The following is a 14641-nucleotide window of genomic DNA, read 5'->3' as shown; positions in this document are numbered from 1 at the left end:
CCGGCCCGGTGCTGCCCTGGGGTTCGGCCGCCGTGGTCGAGCACCGCGACGACCACGGCGACCGCGAACCCCGCAGACGTCAGTGCGTGCTCCGCGGCCTCGGTGTCGCCGCTGCGCCCGAGCGCTTGAGCAGGAACGCCCCGCCGACGATGAAGACGACACCGAGGATCACCCCGACGAGGTTGCCCTGGGAGAGGCTGGAGACGATCCCCAGCACGCCCACGACGATCGCCAGCACGCCGAGGATCCGCATCGTGTAGCCACCGACAGACCTGACCCGTTCATTCGTCATGGTGCGCCTTCTGCCCAAGGCGCCGATCGCGTAAACGGTGCGGCGTGGATCAGGCCGCTGCTGTCAGGCCGACCGTGGAAATCTCACTCCACCTTGGTGAGAAGTGGTTTCCCCTTCTCGACGACGTACGTGGCCAGTTCGACAGCGATACCGTCGCCGACGTTGCGGGCCTGGTGGTGCACACCGTACGGGACCGTGAGCGCGTCGCCGGGATTGCACACCATGGGTGGCTGCCCCTCCAGCCGATATTCGAGCGTGCCCTGAAGGACGCAGATGATTTCCTCGCCGGGGTGGAAATGCTTGAACGGTGGCGAATCCGGCGTGAACTCCACCCGAGTCTGAATGACCTCTCGACCGGGGATGCTGAGGTCGTGCCGTTGCAGATCGATCCGCCACAGCCCTGGCGCTGACTCCACAGCTGTGGGGCTGATCCCCTCGGGTCGATCCGTGCTGCTCATGACGGCCTCCTGTAAGCCGTCGGGCCGACGGCCACCACTCGGACTGGTGCATCCCCGTCGAGAATAGGGAGCGGCAGGCGATTAGGGGCGGGGATGCCGACACGGGGGGGCCGATTCCGCGGAGCCGGCCTGTGCCGGGCGCGCAAATTGGCTTGTGCTGTTTCATGAGGGCTGCTTCGCTGTCGCCCGTGACCGAGCTTCGTACGCCGCGACTGCGCCTGCACCCCATCGACACCGCAGAGGGTGAACGCATAGTCGGGCGACGCGCCGAGGCCGGGGACGACTGGGCGGAGGACTTCCCTTTCGATGGTGACGTCCTCGGCGTGCGGGGCTTTCTCGCCGCCACCGCCGCCTACGGCGACCGACGTCCATTCGGGCACTACCGGATCACCCGCGCCGCCGACGGGAAGGCCATCGGAGGCATCGGCTTCAAAGGGCAACCGGAGAACGGACGCATCGAGGTCGGTTACGGCCTCGCCCCGTCAGCCCGGGGAAACGGCTACGCGGCGGAGGCGCTCGCCGCCCTGCTCGACCTCGCGACCGCGCACGGGCTGTCCCGCATCGTCGCCGAGACCACCGGCGACAACGTCGCTTCCCGGCGGACCCTCGAACGTGCCGGCTTCCGGCACACCGGCACCAACGATGATCTCTACCAGTACGAGGTACTCCTCGGTGCCCCTTCGCGACCGGCCCACACGCGGTAGTCCGATCCCCAGCGGCCCGCGGCGGCCGAGTTCACTGACGGGGCAGCAGCCCTCGTTCGGTCATGTAGGCGCGCAACGTCTCGGCGTCCTCGGCGGACATCAGCCAGCGCGGGATCACTGTCGCCGGCATTCGGCCGACGTACACGACCCAGAAATCTCCGGCGTCCCGCACCTGGGCGACCCCGTCCCAGGCGATGCCGCCGGACTCCGAGCCGCTGCGCATCATGATGTTGTCATCGGTGATGTCGTAGGCGCCCTCGACGGCGTAGCTACCGGAGCGGCGTCGGGCGCGCGCCAGCACCCACGGCCGGTACAGCATCGACAGCACGCCGGCCACTACCAGCGCTGTCCACAGGGGCAAACTCCGCTCGCCCCACCCGAACCCCCGCGAGACGACGAGACCGATGACCCCGACCGCTGTCAGGACCGCTCCGATGTAGCCGAATCTGCGGAGCCGGGCGTTGCCGAGCGCGGCGGCCACCCGGCCCGGGTAGACGGGATCGGCGGGGACGTCAAAACGGATGTGCACGTCAGAACGATAGTGCCTCCACCGCCCCCTGACGGCGCCTTGCCCAGCCCCACCTGACGAGCCGTGGGCATCCTGGTGCGGCAGTCTGATGAGGTGAACGCCGACGACGTCCGAGTGCCCCGGGCCCAGGCGGGGTCCAGCCCGCAGCATCTGCTGACGACAGTGCTCGGCGAGTACCTCGACTCCTCGGACGCCGACCTGGCGTCGATGGCGGTCATCGCGATTCTGCGAGAGTTCGGGGTCAGCGAGTCCAGTGCCCGCGCCGCGCTGTCCCGGCTGGTCAAGCGGGGTCTCATCGCCATGCGGAGGAAGGACCGGTCGCCGGTCTACCACCTCACGCCACAGGCGATCGCCAAGCATCGCTCCCGGATGCGGCACTTCCTGAACTTCGGCTCCCACCCGGCGCCCTGGACCGGCGAATGGGTGCTGGCGTCCTTCTCCGTTCCGAACGCCGGCCAGGCCTCCCGTCATGCGCTCCGCAGATCGTTGAGCGCGCTGGGGTTCGTGGGCCTGTACGACAGCGTGTGGATCCGGCCGGGATCCGACGCCGCGCCGGCGCAGGAGGCGCTGCGCGAGCTGCTGCACCACGTCGAGGGTGCCCGATGGTCGGTTCTGCATGCCCGGTTCGACGAGGAGACCGGGCCGCACGGTCCGGCCTCCGCGTACGACCTGACCAGGCTCGCCTCGGCGTACTCCAGCTTCATCGAGCAGTACGCGGAGCTGCGGGCAGCCGCGCGAAACGGCGAGGTGGACGCGGCCCGGGCGCTGGTGGCTCGGACCTCCGCCATGGATTCCTGGCGGAGGTTCGCCGACGTCGACCCGGACCTCCCCCCGCACCTGCTGCCGGAGCCCTGGCCTCGCCAGGAGGCCAGGGAGACCTTCCTGGACATCCACACCATGCTCGGCTCGCTCGCTCAGGCGCGTCTGGTCGAGGTGGCGACTCCGCACTGGCCGGATGCCGCCTCGTGGATCACCCACTTCCAGGCGTCGACGGATCCGTCACGGCCGGAGCCGACCGGCGGAAGGCACGATAGCGGCCCACTCGCCGGCTGACGACGTCGCGGCCGGTCAGAGCCAACCGGACATTGACACTTTTCGTTGCGAGAGTGATAGTAACTGCATACAGCTCCCATCGGAGCGCCTGTAGGGACCGCGGCCGGGCGGTCGACGGCGCTGAATGAGCGGGCAGCGGCGACCGAGGGCACGGCCGCCGCCCAGGCCGCGACGCGCCCACGTCGACCAGACCCCGTGGCCAGCGCTGACCACCCTCGTCGGGGCGCGAGTGACACAACCGCCACCGCAGGGAGCGCCACCGCGACTGTTCCTGGAGGATTCAATGAGAAGGCGAGCAAAGATCTACGCGGGGCTGGCGGCCGCCATCGTCCCGGTCACTTCCGTCATCATGGCGCTCGGCGGGACACCGGCGTCCGCCGCCATCGGCGGTTCCGGCCCCTACCCCGCCGACTACGAAACCTCGGCCACCCTGGCCAACCACACCATCTTCCGGCCGCAGACCCTCCCGTCCGAACGGCTGCCCATCGTCGTCTGGGGCAACGGCGGCTGCTCGGCCAACGGCCTCTCCCAGGGCAACTTCCTCCGCGAGATCGCCTCCCACGGCTTCCTCGCCATCGCCAACGGCGCCCCGAACGGATCCGGCTCCACCACCTCCCAGATGCTCACCCAGTCCATCGACTGGGCGGTCGCGGAGAACTCCCGGCAGGGCAGCAAGTACTACAACAAGATCGACACGAGCAAGGTCGCCGTCGCGGGCTTCTCCTGCGGAGGTCTGGAGGCGTACGCCGTCTCGAACGACCCGCGCGTCACCACGACCGGCATCTTCAGCAGCGGTCTGCTCAACGACGCCGACGACTACCAGCTCAGGAGGCTGACCAAGCCGATCGCCTACTTCGTCGGCGGGCCCAGCGACATCGCCTACCCGAACGCCATGGACGACTGGGGCAAGCTGCCCGCGGGCCTGCCCGCCTTCATGGGCAACCTGAACGTCGGGCATGGCGGCACCTACGACCAGGCCAACGGCGGCGAGTTCGGCCGGGTGGCGACTCTCTACTTCACGTGGCGTCTGAAGGGCGACGCCACGGCCGGCCGCAACTTCGTCGGCTCCGACTGCGGTCTCTGCCGCAGCCAGTGGAGCGTCCAGCAGAAGAACCTGACGCTCGACGACGGCACGCCACCCACCACCCCACCTCCCACCACCCCGCCGCCGACCGGCACCCCCGGCTGCACAGCGATCTACTCCGTCCAGGACCAGTGGAGCGGCGGATTCGTCGCCAACGTCAGCGTCACCGCGGGAACCACAGCGCTGACCGGCTGGCGGGTCACCCTCACCCTGCCGAGCGGCGCGTCGGTCAGCTCGCTCTGGAACGGGGTTAGCAGCGGCACCAGCGGGACCATCACCGTCGCGAACCAGAGCTACAACGGGCGACTGGCCGCAGGTCAGGCCACCAGTTTCGGCTTTCAGGGCACCGGCAGCGGCAGCGGCACCACAGCGAGTTGCACCGGAAGCTGACGCTCCGGGCAGATCGAGTCGTTCGGCGGGCCGGCGCCTCGGCACCGGCCCGCCGAGGGTGCGCGTGGGCCCGGTGGATAGGGGAGACTGGCGGGCATGGCTGATCCGAGCGATGCGAAGGCCGCGCTGCACGACTACCTCCGGGAGAACCGCGAAGACCTCATCTGGAAGCTCGACGGGCTCAGCGAACGGGAGGTCAGGCTGCCCCGCACGGCGACCGGCAACAACCTGCTGGGTGCGCTCAAGCATTGCCTCAATGTCGAAGCCGGCTACTTCGGGCCCACCTTCGGCCGCGAATTCCCGACGCCTGACGAGCTGGTCCCCATGGCGGCGTTCGACGAGGACCCGCAGGCAGACTGGTACGCCCGCGAGGACGAGACAAAGGACGGGTTGATCGACCTGTATCGCCGGGTCGGCGAGTTCGCCGACCAGACGATCGACCAGCTACCGCTCGACGCGCCGGGGCAGGTGCCGTGGTGGCGGCCAGGTCGTCAGGACGTGACGCTACAGCGGATCATCATCCACGTGACCTGCGATATCGCCCGGCACGCCGGGCACGCCGACATCATGCGCGAACAGCACGACACGGCGGTCGGCCTCCGGCGGAACAACAGCAACATCCCCGACGACTACGACTGGCCGGCGTACGTCAGCAAGCTGACGAAGCTGGCCGACCACTTCGAGTGATCGGCAAAGCTGTCGGCGTGCGAGACGACCTCAACCAGATCGAAGCGGCCTTCCTGGGCACGCCACTGGCTGGCCTGCCGATCGGGCACGGCCCGTCGGGCAGCATCCTCGTCGCCGACGTCGACCCCGACCGCCTGCACGAGGTCTGGCAGGCCGCCGAGGCGCTGGTGCCGGTCATCGGACGCCGGCCCGTCATGGTCACCGATGACTTCGACGACGCGCTGACGTTCCGGTACGAGCCCGAGCAGGGTCCATCGGAGTCGGAGCTGCGCGTGTTCGCCGAGGCCGCGGCATCTTCCAAACCCTGGCTGACCTACCGCCACCACAGCGAGGACCACCAGGTCGACGAGGACGAGATCGAGTTCTACGCGCGTGGCACGACTGGTGTCGACCTGACCGCCCTGCTGCCGGACGTGGTGCTGCCGATGCCACTCCCGGCGCTGGAGCGGGCGCTGTACGACCGGCTGCTCGCCGACGCCGACCTGCACGCCCAGGTGCTTGGCAACGTGCGGCTCGTGACGCAGACCGACTACTGGTATGCGCCGGACAGCGTCCTGCTCATGTTGCTGCCCACCAGCGACGTCCGCGGCTCGGCGTACTGGGTGGACTTCTACGGTGCGCTCACCGAGGAGGACCGGCAGCGGCTCGCCGAGGTGCTGGCGCAGTGGCGGCACCGGTGGGACGCCCGCCTGGTCGCGTCGTGGGGCACCATGCTCCAGTTTCAGGTGGGTCGTCGTCCGACGCCGGGTGACGAGGCGTGGGCCGCCGCCGGCCAGCTCAAGGCGCTCGCCCCGGACCTCGAACTGAGCCAATGGGAGGTCGCCGTCGCCCTACCGGCCGGTGACGCCTGGTTCGTCCACAACCGACCCTGACCATCCGACGACGCCGACCCAACCGGCTACTCCGGATGCTCGGATGTTGGCCTCGCGTTCTGCGTGACCCCTTCCTGACGCAGTTCGAGGACGTAGGGCTGATCGTTGGTCCGGACGAACCGGACCTCCACATCGAGGTCCGGGTGTCGGTAGCGACCGTCCGGGTCCGCCAGGAGGACAACCGGTTGCTGGGTCGCTGCGGCGAACGTCAGCTGGCCGTCGGTGACCGCGATGTCGATCGGGTAGTCGTCGCGCAGCACGTAGCGGCCCGTGACGTCGGCAATCGGCGCAGCGGCGTTACTCGTGATGGCGTAGCGACGGTCCGCGGCGGCGCGGATGCTGACCAGCAGCTCCCAGCCATCCTCGGAGTTGGTCATCGCCGCTACGGCTACGCCGCTGTCGGGCCACACGTAGGAGAAGCAGGTGTAGCCGACGTTCAGCCCGGTGTGTCCGAAACGCCGACTTCCGGCGCGGTCGTCGAGTTCGGTGCCGAGCCCGTAGCTGCCGCCAGGCATCTGCGGTGTGCACATCTGGGTGGCCAGGTCGCTGTCGAGCAGCTTCGAACTTCCCGAGACGGCTCGGGCGATTTCGAGGTCGAGCCGGAGCAGGTCGGTCGGGGTGCTCCACAGTCCGGCCGCGGCCAGCTCCGGTTGCGTGCGCCAGCCGCCGGTAATCCGGGTGCCGCCGCCGTGGTGGCCATGTGCCACCCGATCCGGTCGCTGGTGCGGAAACTGCTGGTCGAAGCTGCTGTGGGCCATGGCCAGCGGTTCCAGCACCAGAGTTCGCAGGAGGTCCTCGAACGGGGTTCCGGTCGCGTCCGCCATCAGCTGCTGGAGCACCGAGTAGTGGCTGCCCGAGTACCGGAAGCGGCTACCCGGCAACAGGGTCGGCCGGACCGGTGGGGTAGTCGTCGCGCCGCTGCCTTCCAGGACCTGCAACAGCGACGGGGCGCCATCTGCGGCATAGCCGCGGTACCAGGTGTCGGAGAGCCCGGCAGTGTGCGCCAGCAGCTGTCGTACCGTAATTCCCTGCTGGCCTTCGCGTCCGGGTAGGTGCCATGTCGTGAGGTAATCGCCGATGTCGGCGTCGAGGTCCAGGACACCGGCCTGGACCAGCAGCAGCGCGCCGAACGCCGCGACATGCTTACTGATCGAACAGGCCGCGAAGGCGGTGCTCGCGGTCACCGGACTCGACGTCCCGCCAACCAGGACGCCGAACCCCGCCGCCGACACCTGCCCGCTCACGTGGCCGACGGCGAGGCTGACCCCCGGCACGTCGTAGCTGCTCATCAGCTCGGGCAACGCCGCGGTGTCCGGTGAGAGCCGCCCGGACGACACCTGCCGGTCAAGCTGGCCCAGCAACGAGACCCAGTCCTGAGGTAGATCCACGACCCCGATTCTCGACCGCACCGACCCAGAGGATCAACTTTCGTCAACCGGTGGGGCTCGTGACGGTACGAGAAACCTCCCGGATCAGATCGAGCGGTTCTTCGGTCCAGTGGGAGGCGAGAACGAGCTCCCGGGCCGGGTCGACCCACAGCAGGTGTCGTCCGCCGTTGCCCCGGGCGCTGCGGCCGGTCGCCGGGGCTCCGGGCCACGGCACCTGCTCATCGTTGAGCCACCACAGGTAGCCGTACTCCCGTTTGACCGGGCACGGGGACCAGGACTGGTCAACCCACTCGGTGCTGAGCAGCCGGGTCCCGGCATGGGTGCCCCGGTCCAGGAAGAGCTGCCCGATCAGGGCCAGGTCCCGGGCCGGGACGATCAGTCCTCCGCCCCAGTGCGCACCGCCGGAGACCACCTCGACCCGGCGGCCGTCGAGGTCGACGACGCTCGTCCGGTACCCGTGCCACGACCACCGGTCGGAGGCACCCAGCGGGTCCATGACCCGCTCCCGCAGCAGCTCCGGTAGCGACCGCCGAAACAGCAGCGTCAGCGCGTACGCGAGCAGGTTCATCCGCACGTCGTTGTACGCCCACCCCTGGCCCGGGGGCGTGCCGTGCACCTCGGTCCGCTCCCGGAAGCTCTGCGCGTCGACGCGCGTCGGCTTGCCCCACAGCTCGCCCTCCCACTGGCTCGACTGCTGCAACAGATGACGCCAGGTGATCTGCTCGTTGTGCGGCCCCTGGAACTCGGGAACGTCGACGACCTGGTGCACCGGCTGGTCCGGCACCAACAGCCCGTCGTCGAAGGCCAGGCCGGCCACCACCGACACGACCGACTTGGTGACGCTGAACGCCATCTCCGGGACCGCCGGATCGCCCCAGGCCGCTACCTCCCGACCGCCGACCCGGACAACACCACTGGCTCCACTGGCGGCGAGCAGCGGGCCGACCACCTCACGGTGACTGGCGTCGGAGACCTGGGCGGCCAGGTAGGTCTCGATGTCGGCGGCGTCTCTGGTCCAGCGAGCACCGAACTCCTGGACGGTCCGCTCCAGTCGCCGCTGATCCACCGACACGTGACCCATGCTCAGCAGTCTCCAACACCCCCGCCACCGGCGGCGTAAGCCGTGACCAGCCACATAGGATCGGGTGACCTCGTACGCCGGACCTGGAGCGTCCCGGATGACCCTGCTGGAGCGGCTGCACCTGGCCGGCATGCGTGAGGTCGTCGCGGTGCAGCCGGTGACCGGCGGGCTCGCGGCGCTCGCGGGCATCGCCACCCGCCGGGATGCCCCACCGGTGTTCGTCAAGGGCTTCGCCGACTCGCCGGCCGACGACGTCTTCGTCGCCGAGGCCGAAGGGCTGGCCGCCCTGCGCGAGCTCGGCGGTGTGGCGACACCCGAGGTGATCCTGGCGGATCGGGACGTCCTGGTGCTGTCGGTGCTGCGGGAGAGGCCGCGCAGCGAGGCCTTCTGGGGGCAGTTCGCACACCTGCTCGCCGGCCTGCACCTGGGCACTACCCATCCGCGCTTCGGCTGGCAGCACGACAATTGGCTGGGCCGCCGCCGGGCGTTGGAACGGCTCTGCGACCGGCTGCCCGAGCTGCTGCCGGAGCGTCCGGCGTGCCTGACGCACGGCGACCTGTGGGCACAGAACATCCTTGCCACCGCTGACGGAGCGCCGGCGCTGATCGACCCAGCCGTGTCGTACGTGTGGGCCGAGGTCGACCTCGCGCACGTGTGGTCCACCTCGCCCCCGCCCGAGGCGCGACGGATGTTCGAGGTCTACGCGGAGCTGACCTCGCTCGACGCCGGCTGGGAGGCCCGGATGCCGGTCATCCAGCTGCGACAACACCTCGCCGTGCTGGCCCAGTTCGACGACGTCTGGGGCGCGGCCGATCAGATTCGCGCCGTCCTGGCCCCGTTCCGGACGCGATCCTGACCACAAGCGTGGAGTGGGGGTCGGGCCCTCCATTACGGTGACCCCCTGGAATGGGGGGTGGGCCATGGCACCGGAGGTGTCGCCGCGAAGGGCCAGGGCCGTGCTCGTCACGCTCTCCCTCGCCGCGTTCGCGTTCATCACGACCGAGTTGCTGCCCGTCGGTCTGCTGACCCGCATCGCACCGGATCTGGACCGGTCCCGCTCAGAGGTGGGCCTGCTGGTCAGTGGGTACGCAGTGGTGGTGGTGCTGGCGTCCGTGCCGCTGACCCGACTGACCCAGCGGATCCCCCGGCGGCACCTGCTCGGCGTCACGATGCTCCTGTTCGCCGCCACGAACGCCGCCGCCGCGCTCGCCCAGACGTACGCCGTTCTGGCCGGCTCCCGCCTGGTGACCGCCCTTGCCCAGGCGTTGTTCTGGTCCGTCGCCACGGCGACCGTGATCGGGCCGTTCCCGGTCGCGGTGCGCGGCCGGGCGGTGGCGCTGTTCGGGACTGGGGCGACGCTCGCCCCGGTGCTCGGCGTACCTTTCGGCACCTTGCTCGGGCAGCAAGCCGGCTGGCGCGCGGCGTTCGCGGTGCTGGCCGGAATCGGTGTGGCGATCGCCGCCGCGGTGCTGCTCCTCCTCCCCTCCTATCCCCCGGCCGCCGGCGGCGCCGCCCGGGGCACCGCACCGGACGGGCGGCGCTTCGTCGTCCTGCTGATCGGCACCGCCCTCGGCATCGGCGGCTTCATGACCCTGCAGACCTACGTGACACCGTTCCTGCTCGACGTCAGCGGCTTCGCCGACGCGGTGCTGGCGCCGCTGCTGTTCGTCTCCGGCGCGGCCGGCGTCGTCGGGACCCTGGTCGCGGCCCGGACTCTGGACACCCGACCGATCGCCTCGCTGCTGACGCCGCTGAGCATCGGCACGGCCTCGCTGCTCGGGCTGTACGCGCTCGGCGCGCTCAAGCCAGGTGTGGTCGCGCTTCTCGCCGGAATCGGCCTCGCGTACGCGGCGTTCGGCTCTGCCGTGCAGAACCGAATGTTGCACCTGGCCCCCGGCAGCACCGACATCGCGTCGGCCGGGGTCAGCACCGCCTTCAACGCCGGCATCGCCGGCGGATCGCTGCTCGGCGGCGCCCTCCTGCCCACCTCGGGGGCGCGCCCGCTGGCGCTCGTGGGCGGGCTGCTGATGCTGGCCGCGCTCACGCTGCTCTCGGTTGACGCGCGTCGCGGCCGCGCCGTCGCTCCTCCCTCGACTGCGCGCCTGCCTGACGCGCCTGCGGTCGGAAGACCTTCCGGTGCGCGCCGGGCGTGGCGCCGAGGAGTTGTGTGAACTGAGACAGGAACCCGTTGAGCACCCGCCCTCGCCGTCGGGCCGACTGTCACCCACTCCCCGCGCTGACGACCGCCATCACGATCAGGGTGCGTCGCCGCCGCTGACTCATCAGCGCGAAACAGGCGGTGAGCACCACCAACTCCAGCTCGGCCCACTCGCCGGTGACGTCGACACGGATCGGCCCGCCGCGCCGGCCGGGGAGACGCACCGCGAGGCGGTGCCCGTCGCGTACCAGTTCACCGCCGCAGCGACCGGGCGCCCAGCGGGCCACCCCGCCAGGCCCCGGCACGTGTGACCGGCCCGGGTCGAGCCGCACCGGCACGCCGTGCTCGCCCCGGGAGCTGAACCCGATGCGTCGACGGTCGGTCGGTGCGACAGTCCAGCGGCCGGTGCCGGTGCGGATCTCGCCGCACCGCCAGGTCCAGCCGGTACGCAGCGAGGCGCGCGCCCCGGACTCGAGAATGAATGCCCCGTCCTGCTTGCGAACTGTCAGCGTGGTCATCGGCTCGCCCCTTCCGGGCGCGACCGGGGCAGACCGAGGATGAGGATGACGCCGACGCTCAGGTGCAGCAGCGCGAGGGTCGCCTTCGCTCCCCCGCCGACGCCACTCGGCGGCCCGAGCACGAGCGACAGAAGCAGAACGGCGACAGCGATCGAGATCCACCAGACGCGGGAGCGGTTGCTGCGGCGTTCGAGCACCGCGAGCAGCGCCCAGCCGGCCAGTGCCGCGACAGCGGTGGCCACGACGACCGCTGCCACAGTTACCTGCCGGGTCGAGTTTGCGGACCTGACCGCCAGGTCGACGCCGGCCGCCGAGTGCAGAAGCGCGAACTCGGTCACCGCCACCACGATCGCGCCGGCCGTCACAGCGGCCCGTCCCAGGAGAAGGTTGTTCGTCATGGTCTGAGTCTGTGGACCGGGCCGGCCCGGACGCGTCGGTCCAGACGCCGCGGCGGGTACGTCCGCTGGCGGCTCCACCTACTACCAAAGGAGGTGGTCCGGCCGGCCGCGAGCCCAGTAGCGTGCGCGGTGTGGATGCGGCGACGTGCGAGGTCAAGCCGCCGCGGACGTGGCGTTCCGTGGTGGTCGTGACGACCGTGGCGATCGGCGTCCTCGTCGCGACCATGCTGTGGTCCGCCACCCGGTCCAGCTCCCCAGGCCTGGTCGGCCTCGACGTCGCGCTGGCGGTGGCCGCCCTGGCCCTCGTTCCGGTGGTCGTCCGCCGCCCGCCGATCGGTGGCGTGCTGGCCGGCCTGCTCGTCGCGCTGTCTCCGGTGGCCACGCCGGTGGCGAGCTTCGCGGTGCTGTTCATCGCCCGCAACCGACCGTTTCGGCAGGCGGCGGCGGTGGCGGTGGTCGGCGTGGCGGGCGAGGCGGTGCAGGCGCTCTGGCGGCCGGTGCCGAGCCTGCCGTACGGGTGGCGGCTGGTGCTGATGACGATCGCCTACGCGGCCCTGCTCGGCTGGGGCACCTGGGCGCAGGCCCGGAGCGCACTGCTGGCGGCGCTGCGGGACCGGGCCCGGCGGGCCGAGCAGGAGCAGGAACGACGGGTCGACGAGGCGCGGGCGGCGGAGCGCAGCCGGATCGCGCGGGAGATGCACGATGTGCTGGCCCACCGGCTGTCCCTGCTGGCGGCGGCCGCCGGCGCGATGGAGTACCGGCCGGACGCGCCGCCCGAGCGGCTCAGCGCCGCCGCCGGGGTGATCCGGGCCAGCGCACACCACGCCCTCGACGAGCTGCGCGAGGTCATCACCCTGCTGCGCAGCGACGACGCCGAGTCGCCGACCGACGCACCACCCGGGCAGACCCTCGCCGACCTGCCGCGCCTGGTCGACGAGGCGCGGGCCGCCGGGCAACAGATCGAGGTCGGCGACCCGCTCGGCCCGTCGGTCGAGATGCCCCCGACGGTCGGCCGCACCGCGTACCGGATCGCGCAGGAGGCGCTGACCAACGCCCGCAAACACGCCGCCGGCCAGCCGGTCCGGCTGGTGCTCGGCGGCGCGCCCGGCTCCGGCCTGAGCATCGCTGTGAGCAACCCGACCACGCCCGACAGCGGCGCCACCGGTACCGCCGGTACCGGCCTGATCGGCCTCGCCGAACGGGCTGCGCTCACCGGCGGTCGGGTCGCCCACCACGTCGACGCCGAGGGCCGGTTCCACCTCACCGCGTGGCTGCCGTGGCCGACGTGACGGGTCCAGTCCGGGTCGTCATCGTCGACGACGACCCCCTCGTACGGGGAATGCTCACGCTGATGCTCGACGGCGCCGACGGGATCGTCGTGGTGGGCGAGGCCGCCGACGGCGCCGCAGCGATCACGGCGGTGGACCGGCACCTGCCGGACGTGGTGCTGATGGACATCAGGATGCCCGGCGTCAACGGCATCACCGCCACCGAGCGCCTGCGCCGCCGCCACCGGCCGCCCGAGATCATCGTGCTCACCACGTTCGACACCGACGAGCATGTGGTGCGAGCGCTCCGAGCCGGTGCGAACGGCTTCCTGCTCAAGGACACCCCGCCCGAGCAGATCAGCCAGGCGGTCCGCGCGGTCGCGGCCGGCAACCCGATGCTGTCTCCGGGCGTGACGCGCCGCCTCATGCAGCGGGTCGCGTCGGGGGCCGAGTCCTATGAGCAGGCGCACGAGCGGCTGGCCCTGCTCACGCCCCGGGAACGCGACGTCGTGCTGGCCATCGCGCAGGGGCGTTCCAACGCCGAGATCGCCAGCGAGCTGCTGATGAGCGTGACGACGGTGAAGGCCCACGTCTCGCACATCCTGACCAAGCTGGATCTCGACAACCGTACCCAGATCGCCCTGCTCGCCCACGACGGCCGGCTCCTCTGACCGGGAGTCGGGGTCAGGCCAGCACCGCTGGCAGGACGAGGAGGGCGAATCGGATCACCCGCCCGGACAGACAGGCGACGGCGAACTCCCAGCGTCGAAGGCCCGCGGTGCCGGCGGCGAGGCTGACGACTGCCAACGGTGGAACCCCGACCGCGGCGGAGGCCAGCACTGTCGGTAGGGCGGTGCGGCGGCGGGAGAGCCAGCGTCGGATCGGCTCGGTCCACCGTGCGGCCCGAGCCGCCGCGCGACCTGACCTTTTCCGTTTCGCGACCTTCCGAGCCAGTCGCCCCGATCCGCGACGCGCCGATTCGAACAGCAGCAGCTTGCCGGCGGTCTGCCCGAGTGCCAGGGCGACCACGACGGCGACGAGGGCGTGGCCGCCGCGATGCCCGGCGACCACGGCGTAGGCCTCGGCGTTGACGATCGGGACGAGCGCCGAGGCGACACCGTAGCCGAGCGCCACCACGGCCTCGGCGAGGCTGCTCACGCCCGACCGTCCCGCTCGAGCAGCCGGACCACAGCTGCGACCGACCACAGCTTGACCACGACGACGGCGACGGCGACGGCCAGCGCGAGCAGGTACTGCCCGAACGCGATGGCGCCGATGACCCCGGCGGTGTTGGCGACCTTGGCCAGGGGCGACCAGTTCAACGCCCACACCTGCCGGTCGACCAGGTGGAAGTAGTTGGGGCTGAGCACCGGCCAGCACAGGAACGCCAGCGACAGCATGGTGTCCAGCACCAGGAACGAGAGCAGGAAGACCACTGCCACGACAGCGACGTCCGGCACGAGGGAGACCAGGCCCACGCAGAGTACGGCGGTGCACGCGCGGTCGCTCACGATGTCGAAGACGGCCCCGGCCCGGGTCTCCTGTCCGAGCCGGCGGGCGGCCCAGCCGTCGAGCACGTCACCGAGCCAGTAGATACCGTACGATACCGCCATCAATGCCACCGACCCGGAGACGAGGGCCACGACGCCGACGGTGACAGCGGCGACCGTGCGAACGGCGGTGATGTAGTTGGGAACCGTACGAAGCGGGCCGACGGTAATGGCGGCGCGGGAGTCAACGAGAGTCACCTCCGCAGAGTCG

At 70.9% G+C, this 14641-nt stretch carries 18 protein-coding genes; 9 read left to right on the top strand and 9 right to left on the bottom strand.

What is annotated here, in order from left to right; genetic code table 11:
- Positions 1-79 precede the first annotated feature (79 nt).
- Positions 80-292, bottom strand: coding sequence for a hypothetical protein (locus ACLJOK_RS25195; protein ID WP_410821054.1), 213 nt, complete (start codon positions 290-292; stop codon positions 80-82).
- Between the two features lie 83 nt (positions 293-375).
- A complete protein-coding gene (locus tag ACLJOK_RS25190; protein WP_238679635.1) occupies positions 376-750 on the bottom strand; it encodes a cupin domain-containing protein in 375 nt (124 codons plus the stop codon).
- A gap of 188 nt (positions 751-938) precedes the next feature.
- On the opposite strand from ACLJOK_RS25190, the gene ACLJOK_RS25185 reads away from it, so the two are divergent.
- Positions 939-1454 (top strand): GNAT family N-acetyltransferase, encoded by a 516-nt coding sequence (locus tag ACLJOK_RS25185; protein ID WP_410821053.1) that lies wholly within the window; start codon positions 939-941, stop codon positions 1452-1454.
- A gap of 31 nt (positions 1455-1485) precedes the next feature.
- On the opposite strand, the gene ACLJOK_RS25180 is transcribed toward ACLJOK_RS25185, so the two are convergent.
- Entirely contained in the window at positions 1486-1983 is a 498-nt protein-coding gene (locus tag ACLJOK_RS25180; RefSeq protein ID WP_410821052.1) for a YcxB family protein, read from the bottom strand.
- 93 nt (positions 1984-2076) lie between these two features.
- Here ACLJOK_RS25180 and ACLJOK_RS25175 point away from each other — a divergent pair, with 93 nt between their 5' ends.
- From ACLJOK_RS25175 to ACLJOK_RS25160, 4 genes are all read left to right on the top strand, one after another.
- Positions 2077-3036 carry a PaaX family transcriptional regulator C-terminal domain-containing protein gene (locus ACLJOK_RS25175; protein WP_410821051.1) on the top strand — a complete coding sequence of 320 codons (960 nt, stop codon included), beginning with the start codon at positions 2077-2079 and terminating at the stop codon, positions 3034-3036.
- A gap of 283 nt (positions 3037-3319) precedes the next feature.
- A complete protein-coding gene (locus ACLJOK_RS25170) occupies positions 3320-4510 on the top strand; it encodes a cellulose binding domain-containing protein (RefSeq protein ID WP_410821050.1) in 1191 nt (396 codons plus the stop codon).
- A 96-nt stretch (positions 4511-4606) separates the two neighbouring features.
- Entirely contained in the window at positions 4607-5197 is a 591-nt protein-coding gene (locus tag ACLJOK_RS25165) for a DinB family protein (RefSeq protein ID WP_410821049.1), read from the top strand.
- A 17-nt stretch (positions 5198-5214) separates the two neighbouring features.
- Complete coding sequence (locus ACLJOK_RS25160; protein ID WP_410821048.1) at positions 5215-6069, top strand: DUF4253 domain-containing protein; 855 nt, start codon at positions 5215-5217, stop codon at positions 6067-6069.
- Positions 6070-6095: 26 nt separating this feature from the next.
- On the opposite strand, the gene ACLJOK_RS25155 is transcribed toward ACLJOK_RS25160, so the two are convergent.
- A complete protein-coding gene (locus ACLJOK_RS25155) occupies positions 6096-7457 on the bottom strand; it encodes a serine hydrolase domain-containing protein (RefSeq protein ID WP_410821047.1) in 1362 nt (453 codons plus the stop codon).
- 43 nt (positions 7458-7500) lie between these two features.
- Positions 7501-8538, bottom strand: a complete 1038-nt coding sequence (locus ACLJOK_RS25150) for a serine hydrolase domain-containing protein (protein ID WP_410821046.1) — start codon at positions 8536-8538, stop codon at positions 7501-7503.
- A gap of 97 nt (positions 8539-8635) precedes the next feature.
- Here ACLJOK_RS25150 and ACLJOK_RS25145 point away from each other — a divergent pair, with 97 nt between their 5' ends.
- Positions 8636-9394, top strand: a complete 759-nt coding sequence (locus ACLJOK_RS25145) for a fructosamine kinase family protein (RefSeq protein ID WP_410821045.1) — start codon at positions 8636-8638, stop codon at positions 9392-9394.
- A gap of 64 nt (positions 9395-9458) precedes the next feature.
- The gene (locus ACLJOK_RS25140; RefSeq protein WP_410821044.1) at positions 9459-10709 is read left to right on the top strand and encodes an MFS transporter; all 1251 of its coding nucleotides are present in this window, start codon (positions 9459-9461) and stop codon (positions 10707-10709) included.
- A 49-nt stretch (positions 10710-10758) separates the two neighbouring features.
- On the opposite strand, the gene ACLJOK_RS25135 is transcribed toward ACLJOK_RS25140, so the two are convergent.
- A complete protein-coding gene (locus ACLJOK_RS25135; RefSeq protein ID WP_410821043.1) occupies positions 10759-11214 on the bottom strand; it encodes a hypothetical protein in 456 nt (151 codons plus the stop codon).
- Entirely contained in the window at positions 11211-11612 is a 402-nt protein-coding gene (locus ACLJOK_RS25130; protein ID WP_410821042.1) for a DUF6069 family protein, read from the bottom strand. The genes ACLJOK_RS25135 and ACLJOK_RS25130 overlap by 4 nt, the downstream gene beginning before the upstream one ends.
- 188 nt (positions 11613-11800) lie before the next feature.
- Here ACLJOK_RS25130 and ACLJOK_RS25125 point away from each other — a divergent pair, with 188 nt between their 5' ends.
- Both ACLJOK_RS25125 and ACLJOK_RS25120 read left to right on the top strand, forming a co-directional pair.
- Positions 11801-12901 (top strand): sensor histidine kinase, encoded by a 1101-nt coding sequence (locus ACLJOK_RS25125; RefSeq protein WP_410821041.1) that lies wholly within the window; start codon positions 11801-11803, stop codon positions 12899-12901.
- Complete coding sequence (locus ACLJOK_RS25120) at positions 12889-13551, top strand: response regulator (protein ID WP_410821040.1); 663 nt, start codon at positions 12889-12891, stop codon at positions 13549-13551. Before ACLJOK_RS25125 ends, ACLJOK_RS25120 begins: the two co-directional genes overlap by 13 nt.
- A gap of 13 nt (positions 13552-13564) precedes the next feature.
- On the opposite strand, the gene ACLJOK_RS25115 is transcribed toward ACLJOK_RS25120, so the two are convergent.
- Both ACLJOK_RS25115 and ACLJOK_RS25110 read right to left on the bottom strand, forming a co-directional pair.
- The gene (locus ACLJOK_RS25115; RefSeq protein WP_410821039.1) at positions 13565-14038 is read right to left on the bottom strand and encodes a hypothetical protein; all 474 of its coding nucleotides are present in this window, start codon (positions 14036-14038) and stop codon (positions 13565-13567) included.
- Complete coding sequence (locus ACLJOK_RS25110) at positions 14035-14628, bottom strand: CDP-alcohol phosphatidyltransferase family protein (protein ID WP_410821038.1); 594 nt, start codon at positions 14626-14628, stop codon at positions 14035-14037. Before ACLJOK_RS25110 ends, ACLJOK_RS25115 begins: the two co-directional genes overlap by 4 nt.
- Between the last annotated feature and the right edge of the window lie 13 nt (positions 14629-14641).

This window comes from Micromonospora sp. 050-3 (assembly GCF_046549335.1).
GTDB classification, from domain to species: domain Bacteria; phylum Actinomycetota; class Actinomycetes; order Mycobacteriales; family Micromonosporaceae; genus Micromonospora; species Micromonospora trifolii.
Note: the sequence above shows the minus strand (reverse complement) of the source record. Positions and strands in the feature narration are given on the sequence as shown.

Coding starts and splice junctions, on each gene's coding strand:
- ACLJOK_RS25140 (WP_410821044.1), top strand. CDS start 9,459: ATGGCACCGGAGGTGTCGCCGCGAAGGGCCAGGGCCGTGCTCGTCACG.
- ACLJOK_RS25135 (WP_410821043.1), bottom strand. CDS start 11,214: ATGACCACGCTGACAGTTCGCAAGCAGGACGGGGCATTCATTCTCGAG.
- ACLJOK_RS25165 (WP_410821049.1), top strand. CDS start 4,607: ATGGCTGATCCGAGCGATGCGAAGGCCGCGCTGCACGACTACCTCCGG.
- ACLJOK_RS25170 (WP_410821050.1), top strand. CDS start 3,320: ATGAGAAGGCGAGCAAAGATCTACGCGGGGCTGGCGGCCGCCATCGTC.
- ACLJOK_RS25195 (WP_410821054.1), bottom strand. CDS start 292: ATGACGAATGAACGGGTCAGGTCTGTCGGTGGCTACACGATGCGGATC.
- ACLJOK_RS25190 (WP_238679635.1), bottom strand. CDS start 750: ATGAGCAGCACGGATCGACCCGAGGGGATCAGCCCCACAGCTGTGGAG.
- ACLJOK_RS25130 (WP_410821042.1), bottom strand. CDS start 11,612: ATGACGAACAACCTTCTCCTGGGACGGGCCGCTGTGACGGCCGGCGCG.
- ACLJOK_RS25150 (WP_410821046.1), bottom strand. CDS start 8,538: ATGGGTCACGTGTCGGTGGATCAGCGGCGACTGGAGCGGACCGTCCAG.
- ACLJOK_RS25145 (WP_410821045.1), top strand. CDS start 8,636: ATGACCCTGCTGGAGCGGCTGCACCTGGCCGGCATGCGTGAGGTCGTC.